28 protein-coding genes and 1 tRNA gene are annotated in these 26,569 nt (G+C 62.4%); 14 read left to right on the forward strand and 15 right to left on the reverse strand.

Annotated elements, in window-relative coordinates; genetic code table 11:
• Positions 1–172: 172 nt before the first annotated feature.
• Positions 173–3,184 (reverse strand): RelA/SpoT domain-containing protein, encoded by a 3,012-nt coding sequence (locus L5849_RS11985; RefSeq protein WP_236925767.1) that lies wholly within the window; start codon positions 3,182–3,184, stop codon positions 173–175.
• 130 nt (positions 3,185–3,314) lie between these two features.
• Here L5849_RS11985 and L5849_RS11990 point away from each other — a divergent pair, with 130 nt between their 5' ends.
• From L5849_RS11990 to L5849_RS12010, 5 genes are read left to right on the forward strand one after another with little or no spacing between them, the layout of a single operon-like run.
• Positions 3,315–3,653, forward strand: a complete 339-nt coding sequence (locus tag L5849_RS11990; RefSeq protein WP_236925768.1) for a hypothetical protein — start codon at positions 3,315–3,317, stop codon at positions 3,651–3,653.
• Positions 3,650–4,018: a helix-turn-helix transcriptional regulator gene (locus tag L5849_RS11995; protein WP_236925769.1), complete on the forward strand. Its 369-nt coding sequence runs from the start codon at positions 3,650–3,652 to the stop codon at positions 4,016–4,018. Before L5849_RS11990 ends, L5849_RS11995 begins: the two co-directional genes overlap by 4 nt.
• 3 nt (positions 4,019–4,021) lie before the next feature.
• Complete coding sequence (locus L5849_RS12000) at positions 4,022–5,032, forward strand: ImmA/IrrE family metallo-endopeptidase (protein ID WP_236925770.1); 1,011 nt, start codon at positions 4,022–4,024, stop codon at positions 5,030–5,032.
• The gene (locus tag L5849_RS12005; RefSeq protein ID WP_236925771.1) at positions 5,029–5,715 is read left to right on the forward strand and encodes a C1 family peptidase; all 687 of its coding nucleotides are present in this window, start codon (positions 5,029–5,031) and stop codon (positions 5,713–5,715) included. Before L5849_RS12000 ends, L5849_RS12005 begins: the two co-directional genes overlap by 4 nt.
• On the forward strand, positions 5,687–6,466 hold the full coding sequence (locus L5849_RS12010; RefSeq protein ID WP_236925772.1) for a hypothetical protein: 780 nt from the start codon (positions 5,687–5,689) through the stop codon (positions 6,464–6,466). Before L5849_RS12005 ends, L5849_RS12010 begins: the two co-directional genes overlap by 29 nt.
• On the opposite strand, the gene L5849_RS12015 is transcribed toward L5849_RS12010, so the two are convergent.
• Genes L5849_RS12015 through L5849_RS12025 form a run of 3 tightly spaced genes read right to left on the reverse strand, consistent with a single transcriptional unit; the run spans position 6,433 to position 8,494 of the window.
• Positions 6,433–7,131, reverse strand: a complete 699-nt coding sequence (locus L5849_RS12015; RefSeq protein ID WP_236925773.1) for a uracil-DNA glycosylase — start codon at positions 7,129–7,131, stop codon at positions 6,433–6,435. The two genes, L5849_RS12010 and L5849_RS12015, sit on opposite strands and share 34 nt — an antisense overlap.
• Entirely contained in the window at positions 7,128–8,300 is a 1,173-nt protein-coding gene (locus tag L5849_RS12020; protein WP_236925774.1) for a nucleoside triphosphate pyrophosphohydrolase family protein, read from the reverse strand. Before L5849_RS12020 ends, L5849_RS12015 begins: the two co-directional genes overlap by 4 nt.
• Positions 8,300–8,494: a hypothetical protein gene (locus L5849_RS12025; RefSeq protein WP_236925775.1), complete on the reverse strand. Its 195-nt coding sequence runs from the start codon at positions 8,492–8,494 to the stop codon at positions 8,300–8,302. Before L5849_RS12025 ends, L5849_RS12020 begins: the two co-directional genes overlap by 1 nt.
• 351 nt (positions 8,495–8,845) lie before the next feature.
• Here L5849_RS12025 and L5849_RS12030 point away from each other — a divergent pair, with 351 nt between their 5' ends.
• Positions 8,846–9,742: a hypothetical protein gene (locus L5849_RS12030; RefSeq protein WP_236925776.1), complete on the forward strand. Its 897-nt coding sequence runs from the start codon at positions 8,846–8,848 to the stop codon at positions 9,740–9,742.
• On the opposite strand, the gene L5849_RS12035 is transcribed toward L5849_RS12030, so the two are convergent.
• The 6 genes from L5849_RS12035 to L5849_RS12060 all read right to left on the reverse strand — a co-directional run bounded on the left by L5849_RS12035 (position 9,739) and on the right by L5849_RS12060 (position 14,641).
• Entirely contained in the window at positions 9,739–10,563 is an 825-nt protein-coding gene (locus L5849_RS12035) for a hypothetical protein (protein WP_236925777.1), read from the reverse strand. The two genes, L5849_RS12030 and L5849_RS12035, sit on opposite strands and share 4 nt — an antisense overlap.
• 10 nt (positions 10,564–10,573) lie before the next feature.
• Entirely contained in the window at positions 10,574–12,280 is a 1,707-nt protein-coding gene (locus L5849_RS12040; protein WP_236925778.1) for a relaxase/mobilization nuclease domain-containing protein, read from the reverse strand.
• The gene (locus L5849_RS12045; protein WP_236925779.1) at positions 12,277–12,579 is read right to left on the reverse strand and encodes a hypothetical protein; all 303 of its coding nucleotides are present in this window, start codon (positions 12,577–12,579) and stop codon (positions 12,277–12,279) included. The genes L5849_RS12040 and L5849_RS12045 overlap by 4 nt, the downstream gene beginning before the upstream one ends.
• Before the next feature lie 210 nt (positions 12,580–12,789).
• Positions 12,790–13,443, reverse strand: a complete 654-nt coding sequence (locus L5849_RS12050; protein WP_236925780.1) for a hypothetical protein — start codon at positions 13,441–13,443, stop codon at positions 12,790–12,792.
• Positions 13,440–13,856 (reverse strand): hypothetical protein, encoded by a 417-nt coding sequence (locus L5849_RS12055; protein WP_236925781.1) that lies wholly within the window; start codon positions 13,854–13,856, stop codon positions 13,440–13,442. The genes L5849_RS12050 and L5849_RS12055 overlap by 4 nt, the downstream gene beginning before the upstream one ends.
• Before the next feature lie 709 nt (positions 13,857–14,565).
• A tRNA-Trp gene (locus L5849_RS12060) sits at positions 14,566–14,641 on the reverse strand.
• Positions 14,642–14,726: 85 nt separating this feature from the next.
• Here L5849_RS12060 and aat point away from each other — a divergent pair.
• Positions 14,727–15,410, forward strand: coding sequence for a leucyl/phenylalanyl-tRNA--protein transferase (gene aat / locus L5849_RS12065; RefSeq protein WP_236925782.1), 684 nt, complete (start codon positions 14,727–14,729; stop codon positions 15,408–15,410).
• Here aat and L5849_RS12070 read toward each other — a convergent pair.
• From L5849_RS12070 to L5849_RS12085, 4 genes are read right to left on the reverse strand one after another with little or no spacing between them, the layout of a single operon-like run.
• A complete protein-coding gene (locus L5849_RS12070) occupies positions 15,359–15,847 on the reverse strand; it encodes a DUF2155 domain-containing protein (protein WP_236925783.1) in 489 nt (162 codons plus the stop codon). The two genes, aat and L5849_RS12070, sit on opposite strands and share 52 nt — an antisense overlap.
• A gap of 2 nt (positions 15,848–15,849) precedes the next feature.
• Positions 15,850–16,248 (reverse strand): NADH:ubiquinone oxidoreductase subunit NDUFA12, encoded by a 399-nt coding sequence (locus tag L5849_RS12075; RefSeq protein WP_236925784.1) that lies wholly within the window; start codon positions 16,246–16,248, stop codon positions 15,850–15,852.
• A 49-nt stretch (positions 16,249–16,297) separates the two neighbouring features.
• Positions 16,298–16,798, reverse strand: a complete 501-nt coding sequence (locus tag L5849_RS12080; RefSeq protein ID WP_236925785.1) for a DUF192 domain-containing protein — start codon at positions 16,796–16,798, stop codon at positions 16,298–16,300.
• Positions 16,795–17,379, reverse strand: coding sequence for a regulatory protein RecX (locus tag L5849_RS12085; protein ID WP_115417655.1), 585 nt, complete (start codon positions 17,377–17,379; stop codon positions 16,795–16,797). Before L5849_RS12085 ends, L5849_RS12080 begins: the two co-directional genes overlap by 4 nt.
• A gap of 132 nt (positions 17,380–17,511) precedes the next feature.
• Between L5849_RS12085 and L5849_RS12090 the strand changes: the two genes are divergently transcribed.
• Both L5849_RS12090 and L5849_RS12095 read left to right on the forward strand, forming a co-directional pair.
• A complete protein-coding gene (locus L5849_RS12090; protein ID WP_115417656.1) occupies positions 17,512–19,245 on the forward strand; it encodes a fatty acyl-AMP ligase in 1,734 nt (577 codons plus the stop codon).
• Positions 19,246–19,403: 158 nt separating this feature from the next.
• Positions 19,404–19,781, forward strand: a complete 378-nt coding sequence (locus tag L5849_RS12095; protein WP_236925786.1) for a hypothetical protein — start codon at positions 19,404–19,406, stop codon at positions 19,779–19,781.
• Here L5849_RS12095 and L5849_RS12100 read toward each other — a convergent pair.
• Positions 19,778–20,794, reverse strand: a complete 1,017-nt coding sequence (locus L5849_RS12100; RefSeq protein ID WP_236925787.1) for an HWE histidine kinase domain-containing protein — start codon at positions 20,792–20,794, stop codon at positions 19,778–19,780. The genes L5849_RS12095 and L5849_RS12100 overlap by 4 nt on opposite strands.
• Before the next feature lie 222 nt (positions 20,795–21,016).
• Here L5849_RS12100 and L5849_RS12105 point away from each other — a divergent pair, with 222 nt between their 5' ends.
• The 5 genes from L5849_RS12105 to L5849_RS12125 all read left to right on the forward strand — a co-directional run bounded on the left by L5849_RS12105 (position 21,017) and on the right by L5849_RS12125 (position 26,564).
• Positions 21,017–22,225 (forward strand): toxic anion resistance protein, encoded by a 1,209-nt coding sequence (locus L5849_RS12105; RefSeq protein ID WP_236925788.1) that lies wholly within the window; start codon positions 21,017–21,019, stop codon positions 22,223–22,225.
• Between the two features lie 13 nt (positions 22,226–22,238).
• On the forward strand, positions 22,239–22,997 hold the full coding sequence (locus L5849_RS12110) for a hypothetical protein (protein WP_236925789.1): 759 nt from the start codon (positions 22,239–22,241) through the stop codon (positions 22,995–22,997).
• Positions 22,997–23,299 (forward strand): polyhydroxyalkanoic acid system family protein, encoded by a 303-nt coding sequence (locus L5849_RS12115; RefSeq protein ID WP_115417661.1) that lies wholly within the window; start codon positions 22,997–22,999, stop codon positions 23,297–23,299. Before L5849_RS12110 ends, L5849_RS12115 begins: the two co-directional genes overlap by 1 nt.
• Positions 23,300–23,472: 173 nt before the next feature.
• Positions 23,473–24,018 (forward strand): biliverdin-producing heme oxygenase, encoded by a 546-nt coding sequence (locus tag L5849_RS12120; RefSeq protein ID WP_236925790.1) that lies wholly within the window; start codon positions 23,473–23,475, stop codon positions 24,016–24,018.
• Positions 24,015–26,564 carry an HWE histidine kinase domain-containing protein gene (locus L5849_RS12125; protein ID WP_236925791.1) on the forward strand — a complete coding sequence of 850 codons (2,550 nt, stop codon included), beginning with the start codon at positions 24,015–24,017 and terminating at the stop codon, positions 26,562–26,564. Before L5849_RS12120 ends, L5849_RS12125 begins: the two co-directional genes overlap by 4 nt.
• The last annotated feature ends 5 nt before the right edge of the window (positions 26,565–26,569 follow it).

The following is a 26,569-nucleotide window of genomic DNA, read 5'->3' on the forward strand; positions in this document are numbered from 1 at the left end:
AGTTACAACCTTAAAATCAGGAGTGTCGCTAACAGCCCAAAAGTGACCCGCCAGCAACGCGCCCGAATTTCGGTCATTCTCGCGGGACACGCCATGACGAAAAGCGGTTACACGCTGGATACTCGAATTGTCCGGCGCACGGCGACTGTTCCGTTCGCTCGCATGAATTAGGTCAGTGACTAATTCGGTAGGAACCTTCGAAATCAATGTTACGCAGGGCGACGGACCGGTCGGCGCGGCGCCGTTCCATCGCCAGTTGGTTATCCGCCGACCGGATGAAACGCGCGGCGAAGTCGCGCACAGCCTCGTTCTTGTCGGCTTCCCACTCGGCAACGAGGGCCTTGCGCGCCTCCTGCGCCTCGATTGAGCCGTATTCGCCGACAAGCACGCCACTCGATTCGATGACGATGCCGACGATGTTCAGAAGCTTGTCGTCCGCAGGCAGGAAACCGACGATCGCGCGCAGTAGCGGATGCAGGAACTTCTCGCCCTCGTAGGCCCTCAACACCGAGAGCACGAAGTCGATGCCCTCCCGACCCTGCTCGAGCTGGCCGTAGAGCAGCGGATAGAGCGGATGCTCCAAGTTGGGGAAGAGCTCGGAGATCAGCCGACCGCCGTGGAACTGCGAGAAAGCCGGATTGGCGTCGAACCACGCCCGCGCCGCCGCCACGATCTCGGTCGGGGCGGCCGCGAGCGGCGCGCGCAGGTAGTGGAGGCCGTGCGGCAGGTCTTCGTAGCGGATGTCCCCGTTCTTGCTGTCGTGCTGGAAGCGCCGGCCGATCAGATCGATGACGGCCTGGACGTGCTCCGCCGCGATGACGGCGAGCATCGCCTCGCCGTCGCTGCCTAGGCGCGGCATTTCGGTCATCAGCGCGAGCAGCGGGTCTACCTGCTCGGCGGAGAGGCCCTTGAGCAGCGCGACCTGATCCCAGTTGAACATGCCGCCGGTCCAGCTGAACACCCCACGTGAAGAAAGCGACCGCGCGGCCGGCAGGTAGATCTCGTCGAACAGGCCCTGCGGATGCTTCGCCGACTGCCGGGCGGCGGCGATGGCGGCGTTGTGCAGGATCGCGTCGTCCGCCGCGGCCAGCCCCTTAGCGGTGATTGTGGCCAGCAGGTCGAACCGGAACGCCTCGGCGAACTGCAGGTAGTAGGCGATCGAGGACAGGTGCCGGTCCTCGCCGATCCAGCCATCTAGCAGGCGGTCAATGTCCGGGCCGCGGCCGGCTTCCCAGAGTCCGTGGAGCATGCCTGGCAGCCATGCCGCGAGGCGGTCATTGAGCCGGGGCAGCCACGACAGCAGGATGTCGGGCTGGGTCGTCGCGAGCCGCTTGATAAAATTCTGAAGTCCAAGGAACGTCGCCCCATCGCTGCTGCGCGTCTCCACAAACCGCTCGAGCCGCGCGAGCCACTCGTCCGACGTATCGGCCGTGACTTCCGCGATTAGCGCTTCGATGCCGGCGGACTGCTCGTCCTTCCTCGCCTCGTAGTCGAAGCCCGGCTTCGCCCACATGCTCGCGGTCACGCTGTCGTAGCCGACGAGCAGCCGGTAGCGGGCCAGTTCGGGGTCGGCGTCTAGCGCGGCACGGACTTCGGCGAACGCCTTGAGTAGCCGCCCCTGCGCTGCCACCAGCGCGGGATTACCAGCCATGGCGGGCGGCAGCGCGTGGTACGCGTAGTATCGCTGGTGGACGGCGACTTCGAGATGCCGCCTCGCCTCGAGCTCGAGGCCGGGGATCATCCCGGCGAAGAACCCCATGACCTGTGCGAGGTCGTCCATGATGACTTCGCCAAGCTGATCGGTGTAGCCGGCGTTGTTCGGCGTGCTGCCCACGGCGAGCATGGCGTGCCGCACGTTGCCCTTCGCCCCGTCGTCGGCGAGGAGTCCGTGCAGGCGCTCGAGCTGTCTTAGCGCATCGCGGCGAATCTGCTTCAGCTCGTCGGTGACGACCACCGATCCGTTGTGGAGCACCATAGCGTCGGCCTTCCAGCTGGTGCCGGTCACCGTGCTCGAGAGGGTCTCCTTCAGCATGATTGTGGCGCTAGCAGCGGCGTCGACCAGGGAGGCGTCTTCCATCCCGGCAATCCTGTCGACGATCAGCCGCTGGATCCCCGGACCGATCTTTTTCCAGGCATGGAGGTCATACTGGGCTAACCGCCGAGCGAGATCGTCGATCGGCTTGCGCTCATCGTCAGTGGCGGCGGCGCGGCGCATGGCGATCACGGCGTCAAACATTCGCTCCGGTGCCGCGTAGAGTAGATACCCGCTTTCCAGGATCCGGCAGATCTTGACGATGACCGCGTGTGACCTGGTGCCGGGATACTCGCGATTGAAGTACTTGAGCGGCACCTCGGGCATCCCGGGCGCGCGCATGGCCGCGTCGGCCATCGCGTCGATGATGTCGGGAGCCGCCACGGCGTAGTTGTCGAAGTGGGGCAGCACGAAGTTCGAGTATCGCTCGACCGTCTCCTCGAGGCTGTTGCGGTCGTCGCAGCCGCGAATCGCCGCGAGGGCGTCGCCGTCGAACATCTCCTTGCCGTCGCGCAGATTGGCATAATCGCTGGCGATCTTGTCGAAGGCATAGCCAGCCGGCTGGAGGTATTCCTGCATCACCTTGCGAAGACGCTTGCGCATCGCTTCGATCTTCGCGGCCCCGAACCCCACGTCGGTCATCGGTTTGTAGATGGTGTCGTGCGCCATTTCGGCCCAGGCGTGATCGAGGATCGTCTGGATCTGGATTTCGCAGCGCAGTCCGGCGAACCGGCGATATTCGGAGAGCGCACAGCGCGCCTCGCTTAGCGTCACCACCCAGTTCTCCGATATGAAGAACTCGGCGCCCTCCTCCTTGCTCTCGGGGTAGTGCATCTTGGAGCGATCGTAGTCGATGTCGAAGTTGTCTCGCAGGATGCCGCTGTTCCGGAACCGCTCGACGTCGCCGTTGGTGTAGAGGATCACGCGGCAGCCCGCGACGTCCTTCGCGACGTCGCCGATCGGCGTGTCGGCCTTCGCACCGGCCCTTGCGAGCTTCGACTTGAGCGACGCCGGCTCCTTCGCACGGCACTGGATGTTCTGCAGGCGAAGGTCGCGTTGCTCGGCGATCGCGGCCTCGAGGATATCCGCCACTGCCTCGGCAAAGTCGGCGTAGAGCGCCATCCCTCCGGTTTGATATTCGTCGAAAGTCATTGCGCGCTCCCCGCCCGCATCCAGATTGGCCCTCCCAGGGCATAACCCAAACCGGCCCGAAGAGTCATCTTGAATGTCGGATAATCCGACATTATAAAGAATCGATGTAGGCTAATCACGCGAGGCTTTCATGGCGACGATGGCACCACAGACACCGGCCCAGCACGGCTTCCCCGTGAACGACGTGGCTAAGGCGCTCGTCGACGAACTGCTACTGATCGCGAAGGATGAGGCGCAGGTCAGTGGCATCGCCCTGCCAGCCGACCGTCCCGGTATGTTGGCGGCGGCGGTCCCGATTGACTCGCTGTCGGTCGTCGCCACGCTCGTTGCCGTCGAGAAGCACCTCGGCTTCGAGCTGAAGGAGAGCATCGTCCGGACCGGCGGCTACGATTCGGTCCAGGAGGCGGTCGACCACTTGATCCCCCGCATCCAAGTCGCCTGGGGCATGCACCAGGTGAAGAATCCGTGACCGGCATCCCGACGCGCGAGGACGACGAGAACGCCCGCCGGCGCCTGGGCGAGCGGTTGCGCGAGGCGCGCAAGTATCTGGGCTTGAAGCAGGATGAGGTCGCGGCCTACCTAAAGATCGGACGGACAGCGCTGACCGACATCGAAAGCGGGCAGCGTCGCGTCGAGGCGATTGAGCTGACCCGCCTCGCGCAGCTCTACCGGCAGTCGGTCGGTTACTTCACCGGCGAAGACGAGGCGTCGGCCGATCTACCGATCGACGTCGCCCACCTCGCGCGCCGCGTCGCCGAGCTGTCCGCCGAGGACCGCGAGGAACTCGGCCGATTCGCGGAATACCTGCGTTCTCGGTCGGGCGCGGGGAGCTGAGGTATGGCGACCAACTACGAAGGAGCAGTCCGCGCGGGGACGTTGGCCGCAGCTCGGGCGCACTCCGAACTTGGCACGCGCAATATTGTGGAGAGCTCGGGGGGCAACGTCGACATTTTCGGCGTCATCAGCGGCTTAGAACTCCCCTTGATGTTGCGGCCGCTCAAGGGGTTGCTCGGCGCCTATCTCGACGATCCAGTGCCCGGCATCATCATAACGACCGAGCGGCGAATGAGCATCCAGCGTTTCACCGCGGCGCACGAGTTTGGCCATTTTTGGATGAAGCACCAGCCCAGCCTCGACGACGAGGGCATCCTGCGTAGGATGCCGAATTCGCCTGAGCCGACTGGTCTGTTCCAAGAGACAGAAGCTGACGCCTTCGCAATCGGTTTCATGATGCCGAAGTGGCTTATCCTCGGGCACGCGGTGCGCCAGGGATGGCAGAAGTCCCAGTTCCGTCGGCCCGACATCGTCTACCAGCTCTCGCTGCGTCTCGGCGCGAGCTACGAAGCGACTTGCCGGACGCTGGTCCGATACTCGTTAATCGACGTCGCCACGATGGACACGCTGCTGGCAAGCAAGCCGCGCGCGCAGAAGGTAGCGCTGCTGTCTGGTTACGTCCCCGCCGATTATCGCGGCGACGTCTGGCTGCTGACAGTCGCAGACGCCGGGACGCGGATCGAGGGAAGCCGTGACGACATCTTCGTGGTACAGCTTGCCGAGCACAGCGGCGGGGGATACGTCTGGGACTTTGATCAGCTGGTCGCCAGCGGGTTCGTCATCGCCGCCGATCACCGCGCGGCGCTCGACCCGGACGGTGTGGGTGGCCCGGTGGTTCGTCGCATCACCGCGTCGGTCGACGCCGCGGACAGGGGGAGAGTCTCCCTTGAGGAGCGCCGCCCTTGGCAGCCAGCGCCACCCGCCTCCGCACTCACATTCGAGTTCGACATGACCGGCCCTGAACCGGCGGGACTGTCCCGCGCGGATCGTCGTCGCTTCCTCGAGGCGGCATGAGCGTCGCGGTCGATATCGAGATCGATCTGCGCCATCGCTTTGGCCCGGTGCGCGACCAAGGCCGACGGCCCACCTGCCTCGCGTTCGCGGCCAGCGATTCGCATGCTGGGATCCGCGCTGGCTGGGAGCCGCTTTCGTGTGAGTTCGCATTCTATAACGCGCAACGGCGGGCGGGACGGTCGCCTAACCAAGGCGCACTGCTGGGCGCAATGCTCGACACCCTCAGGCTCGATGGCCAACCGGTCGAGGCGTGTTGGCCCTATCTCGAGGCGGATGCCGTTCAGGTCGCGAATTGGCTGCCGCCAGCTACCATCGGTGATTGCTTCGGTCGCAATGGCAACGCCGGCGGCGCCGATCTGGCCGACGTGCGATCGAGGCTTGCCACCGGTCAGCCGGTGGTCGTTCTCACCATGCTGTCGGCCTCGTTCTTCACGCCAGTCGACGGCATCGTCGATGAAGCGCCCGGCGAGCTCCCTGAGCCGAGCCAGCGACACGCGCTCGTCGCAGTCGGGATTGGCAGGATTCTAGGCATACCCGCTACGCTGGTGCGCAACAGCTGGGGGGCGACTTGGGGGACCGAAGGCCATGCATGGCTGACCGACCGATACCTCTCGCCGCGCCTATTTGCGACCGCGGCCTTTCTGGAGGAAGTAGATGTATCTACCCGTGCCATCGCAGCCTGACTGCTTGTCAGCGTGGCGTGAAGCCGTCCGCGTCGTCGATGCCGCGCACGACCACGAGGCGCACAACGTGATCATCGATGTCGCCAATCCGACGGCGCGCGCGACAATGGCGGACCCGGCCGTAGCCGCCGTCAGCGCTTTCCTCGCCGACAAGAAGAAGAAGCCGGTCGAGACAGTGGCAAATACGATCTTTCCAGCTGCTTTGGCACGCCGTTACGGGGCGCCGGAATTCTTCGACGTGTTCCGGGATTCGGTGTTGCCGAAGGTCCGGCTCAAGAAAGCCTGGTCGGGCTATTACTTTGAGCGGATGATGCAGTTGCCCAATCCGGATGGCAAGCCGATGAACCAGATTTGGGGCATCGTCGAGCGGCTACGTAACCCTAAGGTCGCGTCGCTGAACAAATTCGAGCTAAGCGTGTTCGACCCCATTCGCGACGTGAACGATTCCTCGTTCGGCGGCCAGTGCCTTAGCTTCGCCAGTCTGAAGCTGGTCGGTCCGAAAGGGGCCCGCCGCCTGTCGATGACCGCGATGTATCGTAACCACTTCTATATCGAAAAGCTGCTTGGCAACCTCATCGGCCTCGGCCGCCTTCTCGAGTTCATCGCACGTGAGGGCAGCGTCCAGGTGGGGTCGCTGACGGTCGTGTCCACCCACGCCAAAATCGACACGGGAAAGTGGACCCGCCCCGAATTGAAGGCCCTGCTCGCGAAATGCGATCAGGCCAGCGCGGATTTCGCGGTACAGGTATAGCCGCCAGCAAGCGGCAGGCTAGGTTCGTCGTCGCCGTCGACCCCATATAGCGAGTAGATCCCTTCAATGAACTCGCGCTGCCCGCCGTAGCTCGGGTGGCGGACGCCGATCGTCGGCAAGCCCAGATCGCCGAGCGCCTTTTGGGCGTCGCGACCGATTGCGACGATCTGTCTCGGGCGGAGCATCTCAACCAGCGCCTGCAACAGCGGCCAAGTAGCGAGACGTTCGGCGCGCGTGTGGCACCTGTTGGACAGCTGGCTGCCCGCCTCGTGCGGGTGGAAAGGGAAGACATTCCACAGCATTACGGGCTGGCGAACGCGCCCGAGAACACGCCAAATGATAGCGGCGGTACGCTCAGCCACGATTGGACCCTCGGTCGCGCGCGCGAGCTCGATGCCACCGAGAAGTGAGCTCGCGCTGCTGAGGTGCACTTCGTCGGTCAGCGGCACCCCCGTTCGTCGGCCGCCGCGATAACCCAGGTCGCGGGCGATCCACATCGTCTCGACCCGTGCATCGATCGCGGCGATCAGCATACGTTCCAGGTTTTCGCGGCGCCGGATGGCGGCATCGGCCCGGTCATGCAGTACACAGGTGTCGCGCCACGGGTTGAATGTGGTCGGCAGGCTGGTGTCGGCGACGGCGTTCACGAATTTCGCGGGGGTCACAGGGGCAGTTCCTTGATGCGGAGGCGGCGATTGGGGAAGTCGATACTCACGCGCCCGCGGCGGTGTTCATGCAGGTGGCGAAAGGCCGCGTAGCCTTGGAGGATTGCCTCCTCCCACAGCCACAGCGGGCATTGCGCGGCCTCATATCCCTCGACGAATTGGCGGACGTCTTTCAGCATGTCGAGGGGCAGGCCGCCCCGCTTTATATCGGCGAAGTACTTGAGCTTCTGAGCCTGCCCGAACAGCCAGGTCGTTACGCCTTCTTCGATCAGCGTCGCACGAGCTCCATCCTCGACCTCGTCGATCTTTGGAATGCTCTTGCGCTTTAGCCGAAGCAGTGACCGAACCACGGGGGACCAACCGAGCACGGCGACGTAGGCGTAGTGGAACACGTCGTGGAACCGGTAGTCGTCCGGCTCCGCGGCGTTGTCGGTCAACCGGTCACCGACGAAGACGCCGTTCGAACGCTGGTAGACGAATTTCTGCTTGCCCACTGTTCGTTCGTAGATGTCGATCGTCATCCGGCGAGGCAGTTGCTCCTCGGAGTCCATCGCGGCATCGAACGGCTCCGGGAAGGTTCGGTGCTGCGGCCACCGGTCGTAGATCTTGTGCAGATTCTTCACGGCGGCCCCCTCGAGCGTGACTCCGGCCTCATCGGCCGCTTGGATGAGACGCCGCATGACCGCGATGAGCTTGGCGCGCTGGTCGGCTGCCTTACCGCCGGCGCCAGGCCGAAAGTCGTTCACAAGCGTCCCGACCTCGCCGGCTAGTGCCAGCAGGGTGCCTTCGAACGACACAGTCGGAGCCTTAGCCAGTGGCATGTGCTTCGGCTGCAGCGAATGAAACGTCAGTCCTTCGTTCGAACCGGGCGACCACGCACCATCACCGGTGGCCGCCGCCGCTATGTCGGCTAGCGACAGCCGGCTGCGCCTAGCGATCGCGGATAGATACCACAGCACATCGCCGAGTTCCTCAGCGACGGCATCCGCATATCCCAAATAGGAAGCGGCGTCGCGCTGCTTCTTCTTCGCTTCGCTCAGCAGACTGCCGACTTCTCCGAACAGTCCGAGCATCGAGAAGCCAAGCGCTCGCGCGCCGTTGCGCTGGTCTGTGGCTGCAGCTCTTCTGGCGTAGGCGGCGACCGTCAGGAGTTCGAACTCACCGTCCATCAGCGCTGCTTCCTCCTGTCCTGAATGGCGTCGGCGGGGACGGCGACGCCGTAGGCCTTGAGTGCGCGGAGCACGATCATCCTGATCGGCTCCCTCCCGTCCAGCGCACGCTGTCCGAGCTCGCGCTTTGTGACGGCAGGTATCTGTACCTGAAGATACTCGTCCCCGGTATTCTCGACCGCCGCCTGTTTCATGAAACCATTAAATCATGCTTTCATGAAATTTGGAAGGGCTCATGATCTGGTAACTTTGCTGATCGCGTCTTGATTCGAGACGGTTGACGCCGTGGCTGGGTAAGACCTGCCTGAGCCGCGAGCCTGAACTGGCTTGGCCGAGAACTTGGTGTCGCTCTCCCACAGCAGGTCATTGCTATTTCGTCCTTTGCGATTATCTAATCATCTGGTCCTCCGGCAGGGACCCGCCGCCCGCCAGTTGCGAAGCCGTCATCGGCGCTGCCAAGTAATGATCGACCCGACAGTCAACTGCTCGGGCCCGGTGAAGTGGTGGGCGGGCGACTCTTCGAATAGCGGGCCGAGGAGTTAGACATGACCGATATCGACAATCTGCATCCCGAATCCATCGAGGGGATCAAGCGTCTCGCTGACCGCCTCCAGCGGCGCTTCGATTTGCCGCGCAACGAAGCGCTCGACGCTGCCTCCCGGCGCGGCGGCTTCAACAACTTCACCCATGCCAGACGAGCTATCGGCGATGGTGATCGCGAGATCCTGGCCTCCGCCCGGCAGCGTCGCGACGCCAACCGGAGCCGCCAGGAGTATCGCAGCCGCACGAAGCGTGAATGGTCTGCATCCGTAGAGGCGGTGGCCATCGATCCGCGCTCGACCGTCTGGACTGAGAACTACGCGATCATCGAAGCCATCGCGCCGTTCCTTGGCGAAGGCCGCAATCACGGGTTCTTCCCCACCGGCGGGGGAAACGACTTCACCGACGTCAGGCCGTCGAGCGAACGGGGTTGCATCGAGTTGATGGTCGGCGAGCTCGCCTACATTTTGAGGCCGCGCCGCCTGCGCCTTGAGCGGTTCGCCGACGACTTGCCCGAGTCGTTTCTTTTCCTCGAACTCGACGAGCTCGCGCCGTCGGGGGTGTATGATTCCCGCGACACCGACGAATACGAGACGGTGACCGATCCGATGCTGCGGCGTCTTCGCGATAGCGAGGAACTGGTCGACATAGGCGGCGGCCACTATCTCGAGCGCGAGGTGTGGGACCGCGGCTACGTCGACCACTACGACGATCCCCTTCCGAGGCACGCCCGCCGCGTTCAGCGCCTGCTGCGAGGCAACGTCATGATTGCATGCAAGGCCGGGATCTGGAACGGCATCAGAGCCACCTACTTGGGGCAGCACAACCAATTGGGCGCCGACGGAGTTCGCGAAGCGCTTGAGCGCCTTATGGCGCGGGAGCGTGAACCCGACGCCGCCTAGGTGGCCCGCTTGTCCGCCGCCGGGCGTGCGGCGGCGGACAGCGCGTCGAGCATCTCGGTGTTCTTCGCGGTGACGAAAGTCACTTGTTCGGCGACAAGCGCCTGAAACGCTGTGAACGCCGCATAGCAGTATTCCAGCTCGGCATCGAGCAGCACTGTCAGATCGTCGACGCCGAGCGGCTCGGTGCCGCCGAACCCATAGCTGGCGCGCCCGGTCGCCGGGTCGAAGTGCCGCGTCGCGAAGTTCGTAATGCCGGTCTCCACGCGCGGAGAGAAGCGATGCGTAAACGCGTTGCGGAAGTCGGCCGTGGCGTTGCGTAAGCGTTGCCCGCCGATCGCCTCAATGCGTGTCTTCATCCTGTTGTAGCGGCGGCCCCACGGGGCGCCTTGTCGGTCGGCGCTGTCCATCCAAATCTCGTCGTCTAGAGGCAGCGAGGATTCCGGCCATCCTGTTTCGCGATAAAGGTTCACCTGGTGGCACAGGTGGGCGGTTGCGAAGATCAGCCGCGACCGGACCGCATATGGTGTCAGCAAGCAGAGCGTCGCGATTGAGTGGACGAACTCATGTATGGCCTCGGCGCGCTCGTCTTGATCGAGCGTTTTCAGCACTGCGCCCCAGGCGTGCAGCCGCCGCACGTTGATAGTGAACGCGTTTATGGCGTTGGCGACCTCGCGCGCGAAATCGTCGAGCATTGACGAGTAGGCCATCCAGGCGCCGGCGATCCGCTTGGGCATTCCGGTCCAGTCATAAGGCATGATCCGGCCGACGCTCTCGGTTGCGGGGCGGGCTTCGGTGAAGCGACGGTATAGGTCGACGTGCATGCTCGTCTCCCTAGCAGCGATTAAGATCATGATTGAACTGTTGTTCGAGAGCGGTCTGGACCCCGTGTTGGGTGACGACTGCTTTGCCGTCCTTCGCGGGGCCGCGAGCCGGAGGCTCTTGTGTTTCAACATGGACCGCAGGAATTTGAAAAATCTCCCTTTGCGGAAAAACCACAATATCGAGGTCATTCCCGATCTTCTGCGCCCGGGCCATCTCCCGCCGTGAGAAGCCTGATCCGCTTACGACGTGGGCCCCGCGTATCGACAGTAACTGGAGTGCCTTGCGGATTTCTTCGTCCCTCGTCCGACCAGTCAAGACTACCTTGTCGCCGAAATCTACGATCCTCGGCCCGCCGATCGTTCCTCTCCCTGTGTAAATCACTTTGCCCCCGGCCCCGGACGCAATGAAGATTTTATCCGGGACCGGTACCGCATGAGACCGACTACCAGAGCTGCCTCGCTCCAGCACGCGAGCTCCACAATGAGCGAAGAGCGCAGCCCCGATGTCTGGCGGCCTTGCCCCAGATTGCCACTCCTCGAAAGTAGGAAAGACACACGCCGATCGCGCAGCTGAAAGGGCTTCACGGGCGGAGACAACCCCAGGAAGAGCAGCGCGCACGTTTTGGCTCATGGCATTTAGCCGCTCACGATATTGAGATTTGGCAAGCGTATACCTTGGCCATTCCGGGTTGCCGCCTTTCGGCCTCGTCTTTTTCGACTGGATTGCAGGCCCATCCCCAGCGCCGATTGGACCGTACCGCCGCTCCAAGGCTTTCGCGCCCCATCCCCTTATGACCGACGCCTTCACCTGTTCCCTGCGATGCCGCCCCCGCTCGTCCTCCATGTGCACGACGTAGGCTGCACCCCTGTGAGCTTTCACCAGTTCAATTCCTTCCTTGGCGAGCTCGGCCAAGAACGAGGCGCGATCGGAGTTATTCGCAATAAGACCAGGGACAATGTCCCGAATTCGACGCTCGGCCGAGACATATCCCGAGGTCTTCTCTTGCCGCCTTCCCTGCGCGGACAAACCGGCAGGCGGAAAGTAGCGGTCCGGCCATTCGCGCGGATTATCCGCCGGCCCGTGGTCGGCGGTACCATCTAAGACCAGCCTGCCCTCCACCACCTCCCAGCGCGAATTCTCTTCGCGTTTCCAACCGAAGCGATGCTCCATGACCGCCAATGCCTGTTGACCTCGAATCTGGTCATATTGGGGCAAGTCCACGACTTCGCCGGTATCGACGTCGACGCGGATTATGACGAGATGGAAATGCATGTGGTCCGTATCCGCATGGACCGCACCGATGACGGGGCAGTTGCCGACGCCAAGAGCCTCCACGAGGATTTCGACGGCCTCTTCGAAATTTCCGAGAAGGTCATCGCCCTGCTGTACACTCACGATGACATGCTCGACGACGCCGTCGCCAGCGTCCGCCTCTTCCATTAGGGCCGCCATCTCACCCGTCATCAAATTTGGATTGTCCGTCAGCACATTGCGTACGAGCGTCGCCGCTACCTCCTCGTGATGCTCGTCACGCTGGACGTAGCGCAAGAGGTCCTCGTGGTAGCTGTTGATCGCGGTCTCCATCGACGCACGCGCCAATGCTCTGAGGTCGGCCCGCCACACGTAGTGGATCAGCGCGCTTGTCTTTCCGCGCAGTCGCGAGATGTCCGTTGCACGCGCAGCTTCCCGAGACTTGCACTTGTGGTAGATGGTCATTCCGAGACCTGCTTCGGAGAGACAGCCTGGCTCGGCTCAACCACGCGAAGGGCCTCGGCAAGCAGAGCCTTGGCATCGGCAGCACGGTCATCAGGGAGCCCGGCGGCTATCGCCTTGTGGATCGCCCTGATAGCCTTGCCGATGGCAACACGCTCGGCGGTCCTATCGGCCGCGTCCAGGTTCAGCGCCGATCGGCGAACAAAATCGCCAACGGACATTGCCCCGGCCTTACGCTTGATGACCACATATTCCTTCGCCGAAAGCCGGAAGGAAACGACGTTGGGCCTACTGATTGCCATGCTTACACTCCTTGGGATGCGAAAAGGCGAAGCCTCCGAGCATCGGTTGTGTAAACAACCATCATCCTGCGCACCTTTTGGAGCAATCCCGTATTTTCAAGTATTTACGGGGAACGGCAGGATCCGTTGGGACCCTGCCGTCATTTGTGTTGGCAATGGTTTGGCATTTGCGTGGCAGCAATTTGCCGGCCCTTGCCGGCAATTACCCCGTCAGGGCCGATCGAGTATCGACCGGATGATCGGACTGTTACGACCGTAGGAGATGGACTTATCCAGCCATGCACCGAAGATGTCATCTTCGGGGTAATCGTCATCCAGATAGCTCAGGAGGGGGCGTCCCGGCTGATCCAGATAGTCGTCACAGCGACGCTCGATGGATGGAAACCGGTACTCGGAGCGCAGCTGCATCAGGTCGAAATCGAAGGCGCGAATTGTGTAAACTATCACCCTGCCAATAAGGAGTGAGCCATGGGCGCCTGCTGCTTGCGCTAGCGTCCCCATCTCCATGGTGAAAACCTTGAGGCGCAATCCCGAGCCCTTGGCTTCGGATTGAAAAGCCTCGAGGGTGGGCGCGCTGGCTGCAAGATTGTCCGGATCCACGGGAACGTCGACGAGCAGGACATCCCCCAGGTTCGCCGCACGCCCTGCGAGGCCGACGACCTTCAGTGGAGAAATGATGCGGACGTCAGCACCTTCGACGTGACGCAGATATCCTCCGTTCTCTTCGATACTGGCTAGAACCGCAGACGAGCCCTCGGTGTCAGCAACTGCTTTCAGCATGCGGATCGGCATGGCCGAATACACATCGTCCTGAGCGCGAACGTTGAGCGTGACCGTATGGAGCTGGGGGATCTTATTGGTCATATCACGTCCCCTTCAGCGACAGTGTTGTCATACCGGACTTGAACTGCACCGGGCGCGTGTTCGGCCAGTTCCGCATCCGACGGGTTGTCATCCGCTTCCGGCGTCGCGATGGCCTCCGCGGTGTGATCGACGGGATTGCTCCACGGCCCGAGGACGCTGGCGATCGCTTTCCGCAGCGTATCCGGCTTGTGATTCTCGCCACCGAGCTCGAGCAGGAGGAGCACGGCGTCCTCCTGCTTGTAACCCGATTCACGCAGCTGCCGGATCACCGGCTCATGGTTGAGCACGAGATCGACCGCTCGCGGCTTGGAGCGGGCCGGCTTTCCGAGGGCTTTGCGCTGACGGCGGATAATCTCTTCGGCATCTGGCATCGTAATCCGGCAGTTTGCCGACCAACTGGCGGAGACTTTCATGCCCAAGCCTCCCAACCTTGCTGCTGCGGAACCAGTTGTGATGACGAAACGCCGCAGGACGACACAGTCTTGGCAGTGTGCATATACATTTTCCTAACGCCAGTATTGGGGCGCGACCATCGCAGCATGAGTGCTGGCCCAATACTTGTAGTAAGAGGAAAGGATGATCAGTAACGGGAACTCACCGACAAGGAGCAAAGTTACATGTTTTTTGTAACTAAAAATGAGGCTCACCAGCACCGACTGCTGCTTAACTGCCTGATAATTTACAGTTCTCTCCGTTCATTTGCGTATGCGGAAATGTCCGAAATTTCGGCATATTTGGTTGCTCAGAATGTGGGATTCCGCCTTCGTTGGCCGGTATCACTGGTGGTGATGACCTCGAGAATGCCAGCCGAGTGCCAGAGCGATATGCATCCCGAGAAGCCCGTATGAAAGGCTCGGGAGGGGTCACCATTCCCGGCTTATGTAAGAAGCGCAGGGAGCGGTGATCACTCTCCGCCCGAACATCCCCTAGCGCGAAGTCACAGCACGTGGCGCCAGTTGGAAACTATCGGGCGCGAGACGAATGACCCACTTGCATCCCGACTCAAGCCGATTCATGATGCCCGTATCAAGACCGCGGCGGGGTGCCACAGCAAGGTACCACGCAGTTTTTACTCGCAGGGAAACCTGAAGCTTTTCAGGTGCTTGGGCCATCTCGAAGAAATGGCAGGGGTGACAGGATTCGAACCCGTGGCCCTCGGTTTTGGAGACCGATGCTCTACCAGCTGAGCTACACCCCTGCAGGAAGGGCGCGCATTAGTATGGCCGCTCGCACTTGGCAAGGCGGATATCGCGCAACCTTCCGAAGTGTTATGGGATCGCGCGATGCATGCCCCGAAGACTTCTCGAATTCCCGTCGACCTCCTGCTGCGCGCCTATCGCGGCGGTGTGTTCCCCATGGCCGACCACCGCAGGGATACCGAGGTCTATTGGGTCGAACCGCGCGAGCGGGCGATACTCCCGCTCGATGGCTTCCGCCTGTCGAAAAGCTTGAAGAAGACATTGCGGCAGAACAGGTTTCGGGTGACCTGCAATGCCGATTTCGCGGCGGTCATCGCGGCCTGCGCCGCCCCGCGCGAAGAGCATGCCGAAAGCTGGATCAGCCATCGAATCGAATCCAGCTACAACGCTCTGCACCTTGCCGGGCATGCCCATTCGATCGAATGCTGGCGGGGGCGCGAGCTGGTCGGTGGGCTCTACGGCGTGGCCTTCGACCGCGTCTTTTGCGGCGAGAGCATGTTCAGCCGGGAAACCGATGCAAGCAAGGTGGCGCTCGCTTGGCTGGTCGCTGGCATGCGGGCGGCGGGCTACGCCCTGCTCGACTGCCAGTTCATGACCGATCATCTGGCGCGGCTAGGCGCAGAGGCGATCCCGCAGTCGCGTTATATGGCTTTGCTGGCCGGTGCGGGCGGGTTCCCCGACGTGACACTGCCCAATGCGATAGAGTGGTTCGGCGCCTATTCCTCGCCCGGAAAGGCCATCGCGCAATCCTTGACCCAGACATCGTAGATCGGATGTTCGACCACATTCAGGCTGGGCGAATTGGCGAACAACCAGCCGGAAAAGACCTTGCGGAAATCGTCCTCGGTCCCGCGCTGCTTGACCAGAAGCTGGACAAAGGCTCCCGTCTCCTTGGGCATTTCCCAAGGCGCGGTTCGTTCGCATGCCTGCAGGCGGACGATGACATCGCCGATACGCTGCTGTTCGCCGGGACGCATTTCGAGATCGCGGCTGACATTATTGCGCTTGTTGAGCAGGCCGAGCGTGGCGACACGTTCTTCCATCGGCGTACCGATCCCTGCTTCGGCGGCGGGCTGCGCGGGCAATTCGCCCTGTTGCAGGTTTTCGGGAATGGCCGTGGGCGCCGCGCCTGCGGGCTCGTCCGCCTCCTGCCCGCAGGATGCGAGCAGCGCCGCCGAGACGAAGAGGGCAAGCGCCCCGCGCATCGTCACGCCTCGGGCGACCAGGCTTCGTAATCGCCCGTTGCGGGGGCACGCTTGCCGCCACGCTCCAGCGCGCCGGCCGGACGATAGGCCGCAGCCGTACCCGTTGCATTGGGCGTGTAGTCTGCTTCCCATATGCGGGCCGGGGGCAGGTGGCTTTCCGGCACGTCGTCGAAGGCACCGTGCAGCCAGCCATGCCACTCGGCGGGCACGCGGCTCGCATCGTTTGCGCCCTCGTAGATTACCCAGCGCCTCTCGCGACCGTCCCCGGTCTTCTTTTTCGAGCGGTAGTATTTGTTGCCCTGCGCGTCGGTGCCGACGTGTTCGCCATTGCGCGAGGACCACAGAAGAGTGCCGATCGTGGCACCGTCCCACCAGGTGAATATCTTGCCGAGGATGCTCATGGCCGCGCGGTTAGCGGATTCGCGCGCGCGGGCCAAGCCAGTTCGACGATCACCATTCCACCAGATCGCCGGGTTCGATGCCGAGTTCGCCCGCGCGCCCACCGCGCAGCTCCAGCACACCCAGGACGGGCCCCACCGAATAGACCGATTCGAGCGAATAGGGTTCGGTCATCGCGGCGATATTGCTGATCCGCCGGTCCGGACCGACAAAGATGATGTCGAGCGGGATCGGCGTGTTCTTCATCCAGAAACCTTGAGCCCTGGTCCCGTCATAGGGGAAAATCATCCCCTCGAAATCGCCCAGCTCGGTGCGGAACATAAGGCCGCGAGCTTGCGCTTCGCGTGTATCGGCTACCTCGACCCGGAAGCCGATTCGTTCCCCGTCGCTCGTCACCAAAAGGGGGATGATCGCGAGGCCTGAAACCGGATGCACATTCGGCGCGGCGGTTTCGGCAATCGTACTCGCCTGATCGCCGCGCGGTTCCGCCTGCGTCTGCGGCGAACAGGCCACCAGCAGGGCGAGCCCCGCGCAAGCGCCGAGCGCTCTCACTCCTCTTCGTCCCGTGCTTGCGCGACCCATTCCTCCAGCTCCTCCATGGTGCGCGCTTCGATGACGCGCCTGGCATGTTCGAAATCATGGCCCGCACGCAGCATTGCCGCAAGCCGCTTTTCCTTCAGTTTATGGCGTTCGTCCGGGCCGAGATCACGCGGCCTGGCGAAAGGGCCGAAGCCGCGTTTGCGCGCAAGCACCAGCGCGGCCTGGCGTTTTTCCGCCTCTCCCGGTGCCAGTGAACCGCGCACGTCATCGGCGATTCCGGCCGCCCGCAGATTCGCCTCCACCCTCCGCGCGCCATAGCCTCGCGCGGTCAGATCGGCTGCCTTGGCGCGGCCATAGGCCTCATCGTCGACATAGCCCCTGGCGACGAACCTTTCGATCAGACCGTCCACATCGGGGTCCTCCCCCTGGGCGAATCCGCGCTCTCGCAGCTTGCGGTTGAGATAGGTCTTCAGCTTGCCCGCACTGGTTGCGAAACGCGCGACATACGCGACCGCCAGCTCCTCCAGCCGCGTACGATCAAGCGGTTTTGCAGGGCGACGTGTGCGGGAGAATGTTGCGCCTTCATCATCCATCGGCCATATTCCTGCCACACTCCTTTCAGATTGGGAAATGCGGGAGAGCGTGCAACCATGTGGATTGCGCGCGAGATCAAGTAATGAGGGAGGCCGCAAGGCCCCAGCTATTCACGGGTATCGCCGATAAATATGACCGACGCCGTACTGACGCCGACGCCGAACGACTGCAAGCTGCCGCGCCGCCGTTCGGACTTCGCGACCTTCAACGATGCCATCGACTATGCAGCGCGTAGTGCGAAAGGCCTCAATTTCCACGACATGCGCGGGACGCTCCATCGGGCTTATCGCTATGCACAGATGCGCGAGGATGCGCTCGATGCGGCCTATCGGCTCGTGGCCATGGGCATCGAGAAGGAAGACCGCGTTGCGCTGGTAGCCGAAACCAGCCCTGAATTTGCCGCGCTTTTCTGCGCCTGCACGCTAATGGGTGCCTGGCCCGTGCCGCTGCCCCTGCCGACCACCTTCGGCGGCAAGGAAAGCTATATCGACCAGCTTTCGGTGCAATTGCAGAGTTCGGATCCGAAAATTCTCATCTATCCCGGCGAGATCGCCGAAATGGCCAAGGCCGCTGCCGACAAACAGGGCTGCGCCGGGGAAAGCTGGGACGATTTTGCCAGGCGCCCCGCCCCCCCGGTCGACCTTCCCGAGGCCCGGCCCGAGGATATCTGCTATCTGCAATATTCGTCGGGTTCGACTCGTTTCCCGACCGGCGTCGCGGTGACGCACGAAGCCTTGCTGCACAATCTGCGCGGCCATGCCGAATCGATGAACATCGGCACGAATGATCGCGTGGTGAGCTGGCTGCCCTGGTATCACGACATGGGCCTGGTCGGCTGTTTTCTGTCGCTGATCGCCAATCAGGTTTCGGTCGATCTGATCAAGACCGAACATTTCGCGCGCCGCCCGCTCGCGTGGCTCGATCTCATCAGCCGCAACACGGGCACGACGCTCAGCTATTCGCCGACCTTCGGCTACGACATCTGTGCGCGGCGCATTTCCAGCCAGAGCCACGTCGCCGATCGCTTCGACCTCTCGCGCTGGCGCGTGGCCGGCAACGGCGCGGACATGATCCGCCCCGACGTGATGCAGAGCTTCGTCAACGCATTCGCCGATGCCGGGTTCAAGGCGAACAGCTTCAACCCGAGCTACGGGCTCGCCGAAGCGACGCTGGCGGTCACCGTCATGCCTCCGGGCGAAGGGATCCGGGTCGAGCTGGTCGAGGAGGAACGCCTGTCGGGCCGCCCGCGCGACCTGTCGAAGCCTGCGCGCTACCGGGCGATCGTGAATTGCGGCAAGCCGATCCCCGGGATGGAGGTCGAAATCCGCGGCGAGAATGGCGAGGCCAGGGGCGATCACCAGATCGGCAAGGTCTGGTGCCGCGGCAAGAGCGTGATGCATTCCTATTTCCGCAACGAAGAAGCAACGAAGGACTGCCTCGTCGACGGGTGGCTCGATACGGGCGACATGGGCTATATGGCCGATGGCTATCTGTTCATTGTCGGCCGCGCCAAGGACATGATCATCATCAACGGCAAAAACCTGTGGCCGCAGGATATCGAATGGGCGGTCGAGCAACTGCCCGGCTTCAACCATGGCGACATCGCGGCATTCTCGGTCGATACCGAAAATGGGGAGGAAGCACCCGCAGTGCTGGTCCACTGCCGTGTGTCCGACCCCGAGGAACGGATCAAACTGCGCGATCAGATCGCCGACAAGGTCCGCGGGGTTACCGGCATGAGCTGCGTGGTCGAACTGGTTCCCCCGCGCACGCTGCCGCGCACCAGTTCGGGCAAATTGAGCCGAGCCAAAGCGAAAAAACTGTACCTCGCCGGCGAGATCCAACCGCTCGACCTCGCTGCGTGAGGCTTTTCCGACACCGTAACATTTAACAAAATCAAGCGCTTCGCAGATCGTCGCGCGAGGCTCGCAATTCGTCGCTTTTCGGCGGAACTCCGTGCTTCTTACACGGTTCTTAACCGTACCAGCCGGGTCGCATCCGCTGAAGAACGCATATTGCCGTGATGAAAAACAAACTGCCGGGTAAACGCATCCTCATTGTCGAGGATAATCCAATCCTCGCCTATGACATCAGCGATCTGATGGACGAGGTCGGGGCCGAACCCGTCGGCCCCGCGCTCGATGTCGGAACCGGCATGCAATTGGTTCGCGAAAACCATCTCGACGCCGCCTTGCTGGATGTGGACATCGGCGGTGAATATGTATGGCCGATCGCCGAAGAGCTCGAGCGTCATAGCGTGCCCTATGCCTTCGTCAGCGCGCAGTGCCGAACCGATCTCTTGCCCGAACCCTTCAAGAGGCGGCGTTGTATCGAAAAACCGGCCGCCCACGAAGAGATCGTGGAAGCCCTGATCGCTTTCACTGGCGAGCCGAACGCCTAGTCGAGCGCGCGGACGTAGAAATCGATCTTGGGGCCGCGCGAATGCCACTGCACCCGGGCACGCGACCCAGCGGTGGACCCAAGGCGCTGAAGCAGTTTGAAGCCCGACCCTTCCACCTCCGGCGGATCGATCTTCCGGCCGGTATCCTCATACCAGTGTATCGCCAGTTCGGCATCGCTGCGCGTTCCCGTGAGGGTAATCTGACCGCTATCGAAGAATAGCGCGCCATATTTAAGCGAGTTGGTCTGCAATTCGCCCAGGACCAGGGCCAGTTGCTGGATGGCGTCGTCGCCCAGCTTGCCTGCCGGCATGGTGCCGACCTCAATCCGCTCGCCCGCTCCGCTCGCTTCGAGTATCTGTGAAATCGCCACGCAGATGTCGGGCGGTTCATCGCGATCGATGGTAAGCAGGTCCTGCGCGCGCGCCAGGGCTTGCAGTTTTACCGTCAGCCGCTCGGTAAGGTCGGCCGGACTATCCGAATAGCGCGACAGCAGCATGGCCACCGACGCGACTACGGCCAACTGGTTCTTGAGCCGATGCCGCATTTCGCGCGCCACGCTATCGGACCGCTTGGCAAAACGCTCCGCTTCCTCGCGCTTCATGCGCTCCCCAAGCCGTTCCTGTACGCCCATCGTCACGTCGCGCATGGTGGAGAGAATGTGCGTGACCGCGCCATCCTTCCCGACGATCGGGGATACGCTGACATCCCACCAATGAGGCGCCTGATGGCGATCGGGCGAATACCCTTCGAACCGGTCCTGCTGGCCGCGACAAGCTCGGTCGAAAGCCGCCAAGGCCTGTACTCGGCGTTCGACAGGCCAGAAATCGATCCATCGCCGGTCACCGATATCGGCAAGACTGTCGAAACCCAGAACACGCAGTCCGTTGGGATTGATATATTCGAGTTCGCCGTCGAGATTGACCAGCATGATACACTCGACGGTCTGGTCGAGGATCCCTCTCAGGATGTCGTTCGCCTGATCGGCGAATTCGGTCATGAACAGATCGGTCACAGCCCGGCCCCCTACGAGTCGCAAGATATTATCATAATTGGACAAAATCCCCGTGTCTTCCCCCTCAAACAGGGATTTCGGAATCGACGAGATTTGGCTTGCCCAACCGGCTGGGCAAGCGGCATGATCGCGTATCGCGGCGAAACCGCGCTTGAAGATCGTGTATTGCAACCCTAATACAGGATTGACGGCCACCGCGAGCCAACCGGAGACGACCGCCAGATGAGCGAGACAAAAACGCAGACTGCCACCGAAACCGCTTTCGACCTGACCCCGCCCGACCCGGTGCCCGAGGTCAAACCGGAAAAGGCCGCCGGTCTCGTCCCGGTTTCGGAAGAGGTCAAAAGCAAGCTCGAAACGAAGGTCGACGGCTTCGTTGCCGACCTGATCGCCGAAGATGCCAATTCGCCCGAATTCGGCAAGAAGGTCGATCAGCTCACCAATATGGGGCGCAAGGAAATTATGGCGGCGGCCGGCATGTCCAACCGCTTTCTCGACCGCCCTGTGCGAGCCATGGACAAGGACGAAGGCGTCGGTGCCAATCTGGCCGAATTGCGCCGGGTGGTCGAGGATCTCGATCCCGGCAAGCGCGGCAAGCTGTCGGGCACGCGCAAAATCCTCGGCATCATTCCCTTCGGCAACAAGCTGACGAATTACTTCCGCAGCTACCAAAGCGCGCAGACACATATCCAATCGATCCTCAACAACCTGGCCAGCGGCAAGGACGAGCTGATCATGGACAATGCCGCGATCGACGTGGAACGGCAGAAGCTGTGGGAGGCGATGGGCAATCTGGAGCAGATGATCCACATCTCCAACTCGCTTGATGCGAAGCTTGAAGAAAAGGCGGCGGAACTCGACGCGACCGATCCCGCCAAAGCCAAGGCGGTGCGCGAAACCGCGCTGTTCTATGTCCGCCAGCGCACGCAGGACCTGCTGACACAGATGGCGGTCAGCGTGCAGGGTTATCTCGCGCTCGACCTGGTCAAGAAGAACAATGTCGAACTGGTGAAGGGCGTCGACCGCGCCAGCACCACCACCGTGGGCGCGCTGCGCACCGCCGTGACCGTGGCCGAGGCGATGACCAATCAGCGCCTCGTGCTGGGCCAGATCACCGCGCTCAACGACACGACCGCGGGGATCATCGACAGCACCAGCACGCTGCTGCGCGATCAGACCGGCAAGATCCACGAGCAGGCCGCCGCCAGCACCATCCCGCTCGAAACCCTCCAGCGTGCTTTTCAGAACATCTACGACACGATGGACGAGGTCGACAATTTCAAGCTGCGCGCGCTCGATTCAATGAAGCAGACGGTCAATCTGCTGACCGACGAAGTCGAGAAGTCGAAAGGCTATATCGCCCGGGCCGAAGGTCAGGCGCAGGCGCAAAAGCAGGTTGCCGAGAGCAATCTGTTGAGCATCGAAGACTGAGGGACGCCCGAGCGTGAACGACCTCACCCGCGATAGTGAACGCATCCTGTCGGAAGGTAAGGCGCTGGTACGCGACAACCGCGAAGGCGGCCGTCATCGCCGTGCGCCCTCGATCGGCCAGGCTTCGGCGAAGGTGAAGCGCGACCATCTTCTCAAAAAGGTCCGCAACATCGCCATCGCGCTTTTCGCACTGTGGGTCGGAATGGGCGTGCTGGGCGTGATCGTCGACGGCATCGGCTTCATCGGCGTGATGGCGCTGGTCATCGCCAGTGTCGTGGCCGTGGGCGTGCTCGGCAGTTATCCCAAGATGAAGACGCCCAAACGCGCGGACATCAACAAGGGAAATGTCCAGCAGATGGTCGGCCGCACCGAGCTGTGGCTGGAGGCGCAACGCCCCGCCCTGCCCCCGCCAGCGGCTAAAATCGTGAGCGACATGGGCGTGCAGCTCGATGCGCTGGGGTTGCAGCTCGAAGGACTCGACCAGAGCCATCCCAAGGCGCGCGAAGTGCGCAGCCTGGTGGGCGAGCAATTGCCCGAGATGATCGACAGCTATCGCCGCATCCCCGCGCACCTGCGGACCGAGGAGCGTGCCGGCTCGTCACCCGACCAGCAATTGACCGACAGCCTTGGAAAAATCAGCGGGGAAATCGACTCGATCACCCGCCAGCTTGCCGAAGGATCGCTCGACGATCTGGCGATCAAGCACCGCTACCTCGACTACAAGTTCGGCGAAGGGGCTCAGACCAGCCCGCAGCTGGAGGACAAAAGCTGATGCGCGTTCCCATATCCCATTCGATCGGCAAGGACGAAGTCCGCCGCCGCCTGCAATCGCGCAGTCATGAAATCGGGAAGTATGTGCCCGGCGGCATGGCCGATGTCACCACCAGCTGGCCCCACGAAGACCGTATGGATCTGCAGGTGAAAGCCATGGGTCAGGGCATCGACGGATGCGTCATCATCGAGGAAGACCAGCTGATCTTCGAGGTCAATTTGCCGCCGGCGCTATCGTTCTTCGAACCCATGGTTGCCAGCGCGATCCGGCAGCAGGGCCAGAAATTGATCGAGGCCAAATAACGCCCGATCCGAGAACCATTGAAAAGTCTGCCACAGACCGGAACCGATCCGTTCGCCAAACGCTTTATAGCGATGCAGGATTCGCGCCCGGCGAAAGGGCTGGCTCGCTTCTTTGCTGGAATGGGGCATACCGCAGCGAAAGTGAGGCAGAGGGGATGCGGGAGAAGAGCGGGGTGGGTCGCACCACCAGAGATTACCTCAGGGTCGGGACCGCGGAAGCCCATGACACGCTCGACGTGCGTCTCGGCGCGCTCGTTGAGGGGGATGAGAGCAATTATGCGCGATTTCTCGACATCCAGTACCGTGCGCGCGTGAATATCGAAAGCTGGCTGAGTGAGCGATGCGCCGACACGCCCCCCCCGCGCCAGACCGATGTAATCGCCCGAGACCTTGCCGAGCTGGGCGTACCGATTCCCTCCCATTCGCCTGCCTTCGATGTATCGGCGGATTCCGATCCGCTGGGCACATGCTGGGTGCTGGCGGGGTCGTCGCTGGGTAACCGGGCCATCCTCGCGCGGCTTGTGAAAGCCGAAATTCAATGGCCGGTCGCGTTCCTGTCCGACCGGCGCGTGGTCGAATACTGGCAGCGCTTGCGCCCGTTCATAGAAAGACCGCATTCACCCGTTGACGATCCGCCGGTGCTCGCCGCGGCCCAGGCCAGTTTCGCCCATTTCAACGCCGTGGCAAGCCAAGTCGGGGCACCGGAGACCACTATATGAATGCGCAGGATGTGAACCTGTCAAACTGCGACCGCGAGCCTATTCACCAGCTAGGCCGTATCCAGGCGTTCGGGGCGCTGATCGCAGTAAATGCCGACTGGTTCGCCGCGCATCTTTCGACCAATCTCGAAGATATCTTCGGTGCCGGGCGGACGCTGGAGATCGGCGACCGTCTCAGCTCACTGTTCGCCCGTCCTGCGCTGGAGGAGCTTCGCAGTTCCGCTGCCGCGCTGTCGGGCAAGGATCAGGTCGAACGCCTGTTCGGCATCGACCTGTTCGATGACGAAACCCTGTATGACTGCGCCCTGCACAGTTCGGGGGCCAATACGGTCATCGAAGTGGAGCCGCACGCGAAAGACGATCTCAATCGCCAACTCGCCCTGCTCCGCCCGATCATGGCGCGGCTGGAAAAATACACCGATGTGCGGGATCTTGCCGACGAAGCGGCCCGACAGCTGCGACATTCCCTGCAGATCGACCGGGTCATGGTGTACCGTTTTCGCGAGGACCTGTCCGGCGAAGTCATCGCCGAGGCGGCGCGCGAGGATCTCGAGAAATTCCACGGCCTGCGCTACCCCAAATCGGACATCCCCAATCAGGCGCGCGCGCTCTATCTGCGCAATCGCTTTCGCATCATCGCCGATGTCGATGCCGAACCCGTCGCGATCGACCCCGGCGTGTCCTTCGACGGTGAGCCGCTCGATCTCAGCATGAGTACGTTGCGGGCCGTATCGCCGATCCACATCGAGTATCTCAAAAATATGGGCGTGGGCGCCTCGCTGTCGATCTCGATCATCATCGGCGGGAAGCTTTGGGGTCTGTTCGCCTGCCATCATTACGGCCCCAAGCTGCTGCCTTATTCGCAGCGCACTGCCGCAGAGCTGTTTTCCGAGCTGTTTTCGCTGATGCTGGACCGCACATTGGCGCGGCAGATTGCGGAGCGGCGCGAAATGGGGCGCGAAGTCCATTCGCGGCTGATGCGCGACATCGCGGCGGGCACCCCCCTGTCGGCAAGCCTGCCGATGATCGAACCCGTGATCCAGCAGGTCATCCCGCATGACGGGGTCAGTATTTTCGTCGAGGACATTTACGATTCGCGCGGATCGGCACCGAACGAAGAAGAGTTCCGCGCCATCGTCGCCAGCCTGAATGGCGCTGCCACCAGCCGGTTGCTCTCCAGCGAAGCGATTGCCGAGCGGCTGCCGCGGGCCATGCGGTTCGCCGACCGCGCGGCCGGGGCTCTGGTCATCCCGGTATCGCGCACGCCGCGCGACTATCTCATCTTGTGGCGCAAACCGTTGACGCAAACGGTGACCTGGGCCGGAAATCCGGAAAAGCCCGTGGAATCCGGCCCGCATGGCGATCGCCTGACTCCGCGCAAGAGTTTCGAAGCCTGGCAGGAAACGGTCGAAGGTCGCGCGGAGAAATGGTCGCAGGCCGAACTCGAGATAGCCGAAGGTCTGCGGGTGACGCTGCTCGAAGTCATCCTGCGGCTGACCGACGAGGCGGTCGCCGAACGGGCCAAGGCACAGGAACAGCAGGAATTGCTGATCGCGGAACTCAACCACCGCGTTCGCAATATCCTCAACCTCATTCGCGGCCTGATCAACCAGTCGAAGAACGATGCGCAGGACATCCGGACCTTCGTGGATATCGTCGGCGGGCGGGTCAGTTCGCTTGCCTCCGCGCATGACAACATAACCAAGGGCAACTGGTCTCACGCACCATTTTCGGAACTGATCGAAACCGAGGCCAATGCCTATCTTTCGGGCAAGAAAGACCGGCTCGATCTCAAAGGCCCCGAAGCGATGATCGCGCCCGAAGCCTATACGGTGATGGCACTGGTCATCCATGAAATGATTACCAACTCGGCCAAATATGGCTCGCTCAGCGACCAGTCCGGCAAGCTCGAGGTCGAGGTCAGCCGCGATGCGGAAGACAATTTCTGCCTCGACTGGCGCGAAAGCGGCGGGCCGCCGGTCAGGCCGCCCAAACGTCGCGGCTTTGGCAGTACGATCATCGAACGTTCGCTCCCCTACGAACTCGAAGGGACTGCGGAAATTCACTACCGTCTGGAAGGCGTAGAAGCGCGTTTCTGCATCCCCGCGCGCTTTGTCCAGTGGCGTGCGCGCGCCGAAGGCGAAGGGCGTAGCTCGCAAGCGAAGAAGACCATGAACGACAAGCTGGAAAATGTGCCCGACATCGTATTGCTGGTGGAAGACAGCATGATTATCGCGCTCGATGCGGAAGACTGCCTCAAGGAACTTGGGGTGGAGAAGGTGCGGGTCGAAAGCACGGTCGCGGCAGCTCTCGATGCGCTGGCCAAATCGCCGCCGGCCCTGGCGATTCTCGATTATAATCTCGGCAAGGAAAACAGCGAGCCGGTCGCGGAAAAGCTCAGAGAAATCGGTGTCCCCTTCTGGCTGGCGACAGGATATGGCGAGATGGAAAACCGGCTCGCCGAATTGGGTGCGTCCGGCCTGCTGACCAAGCCCTATGGCAAGGACGAGCTGGTCGAAGTGCTCACCCAGGCCGGGCAGGACTGACCCGC

Source organism: Erythrobacter sp. SN021 (assembly GCF_021864455.1).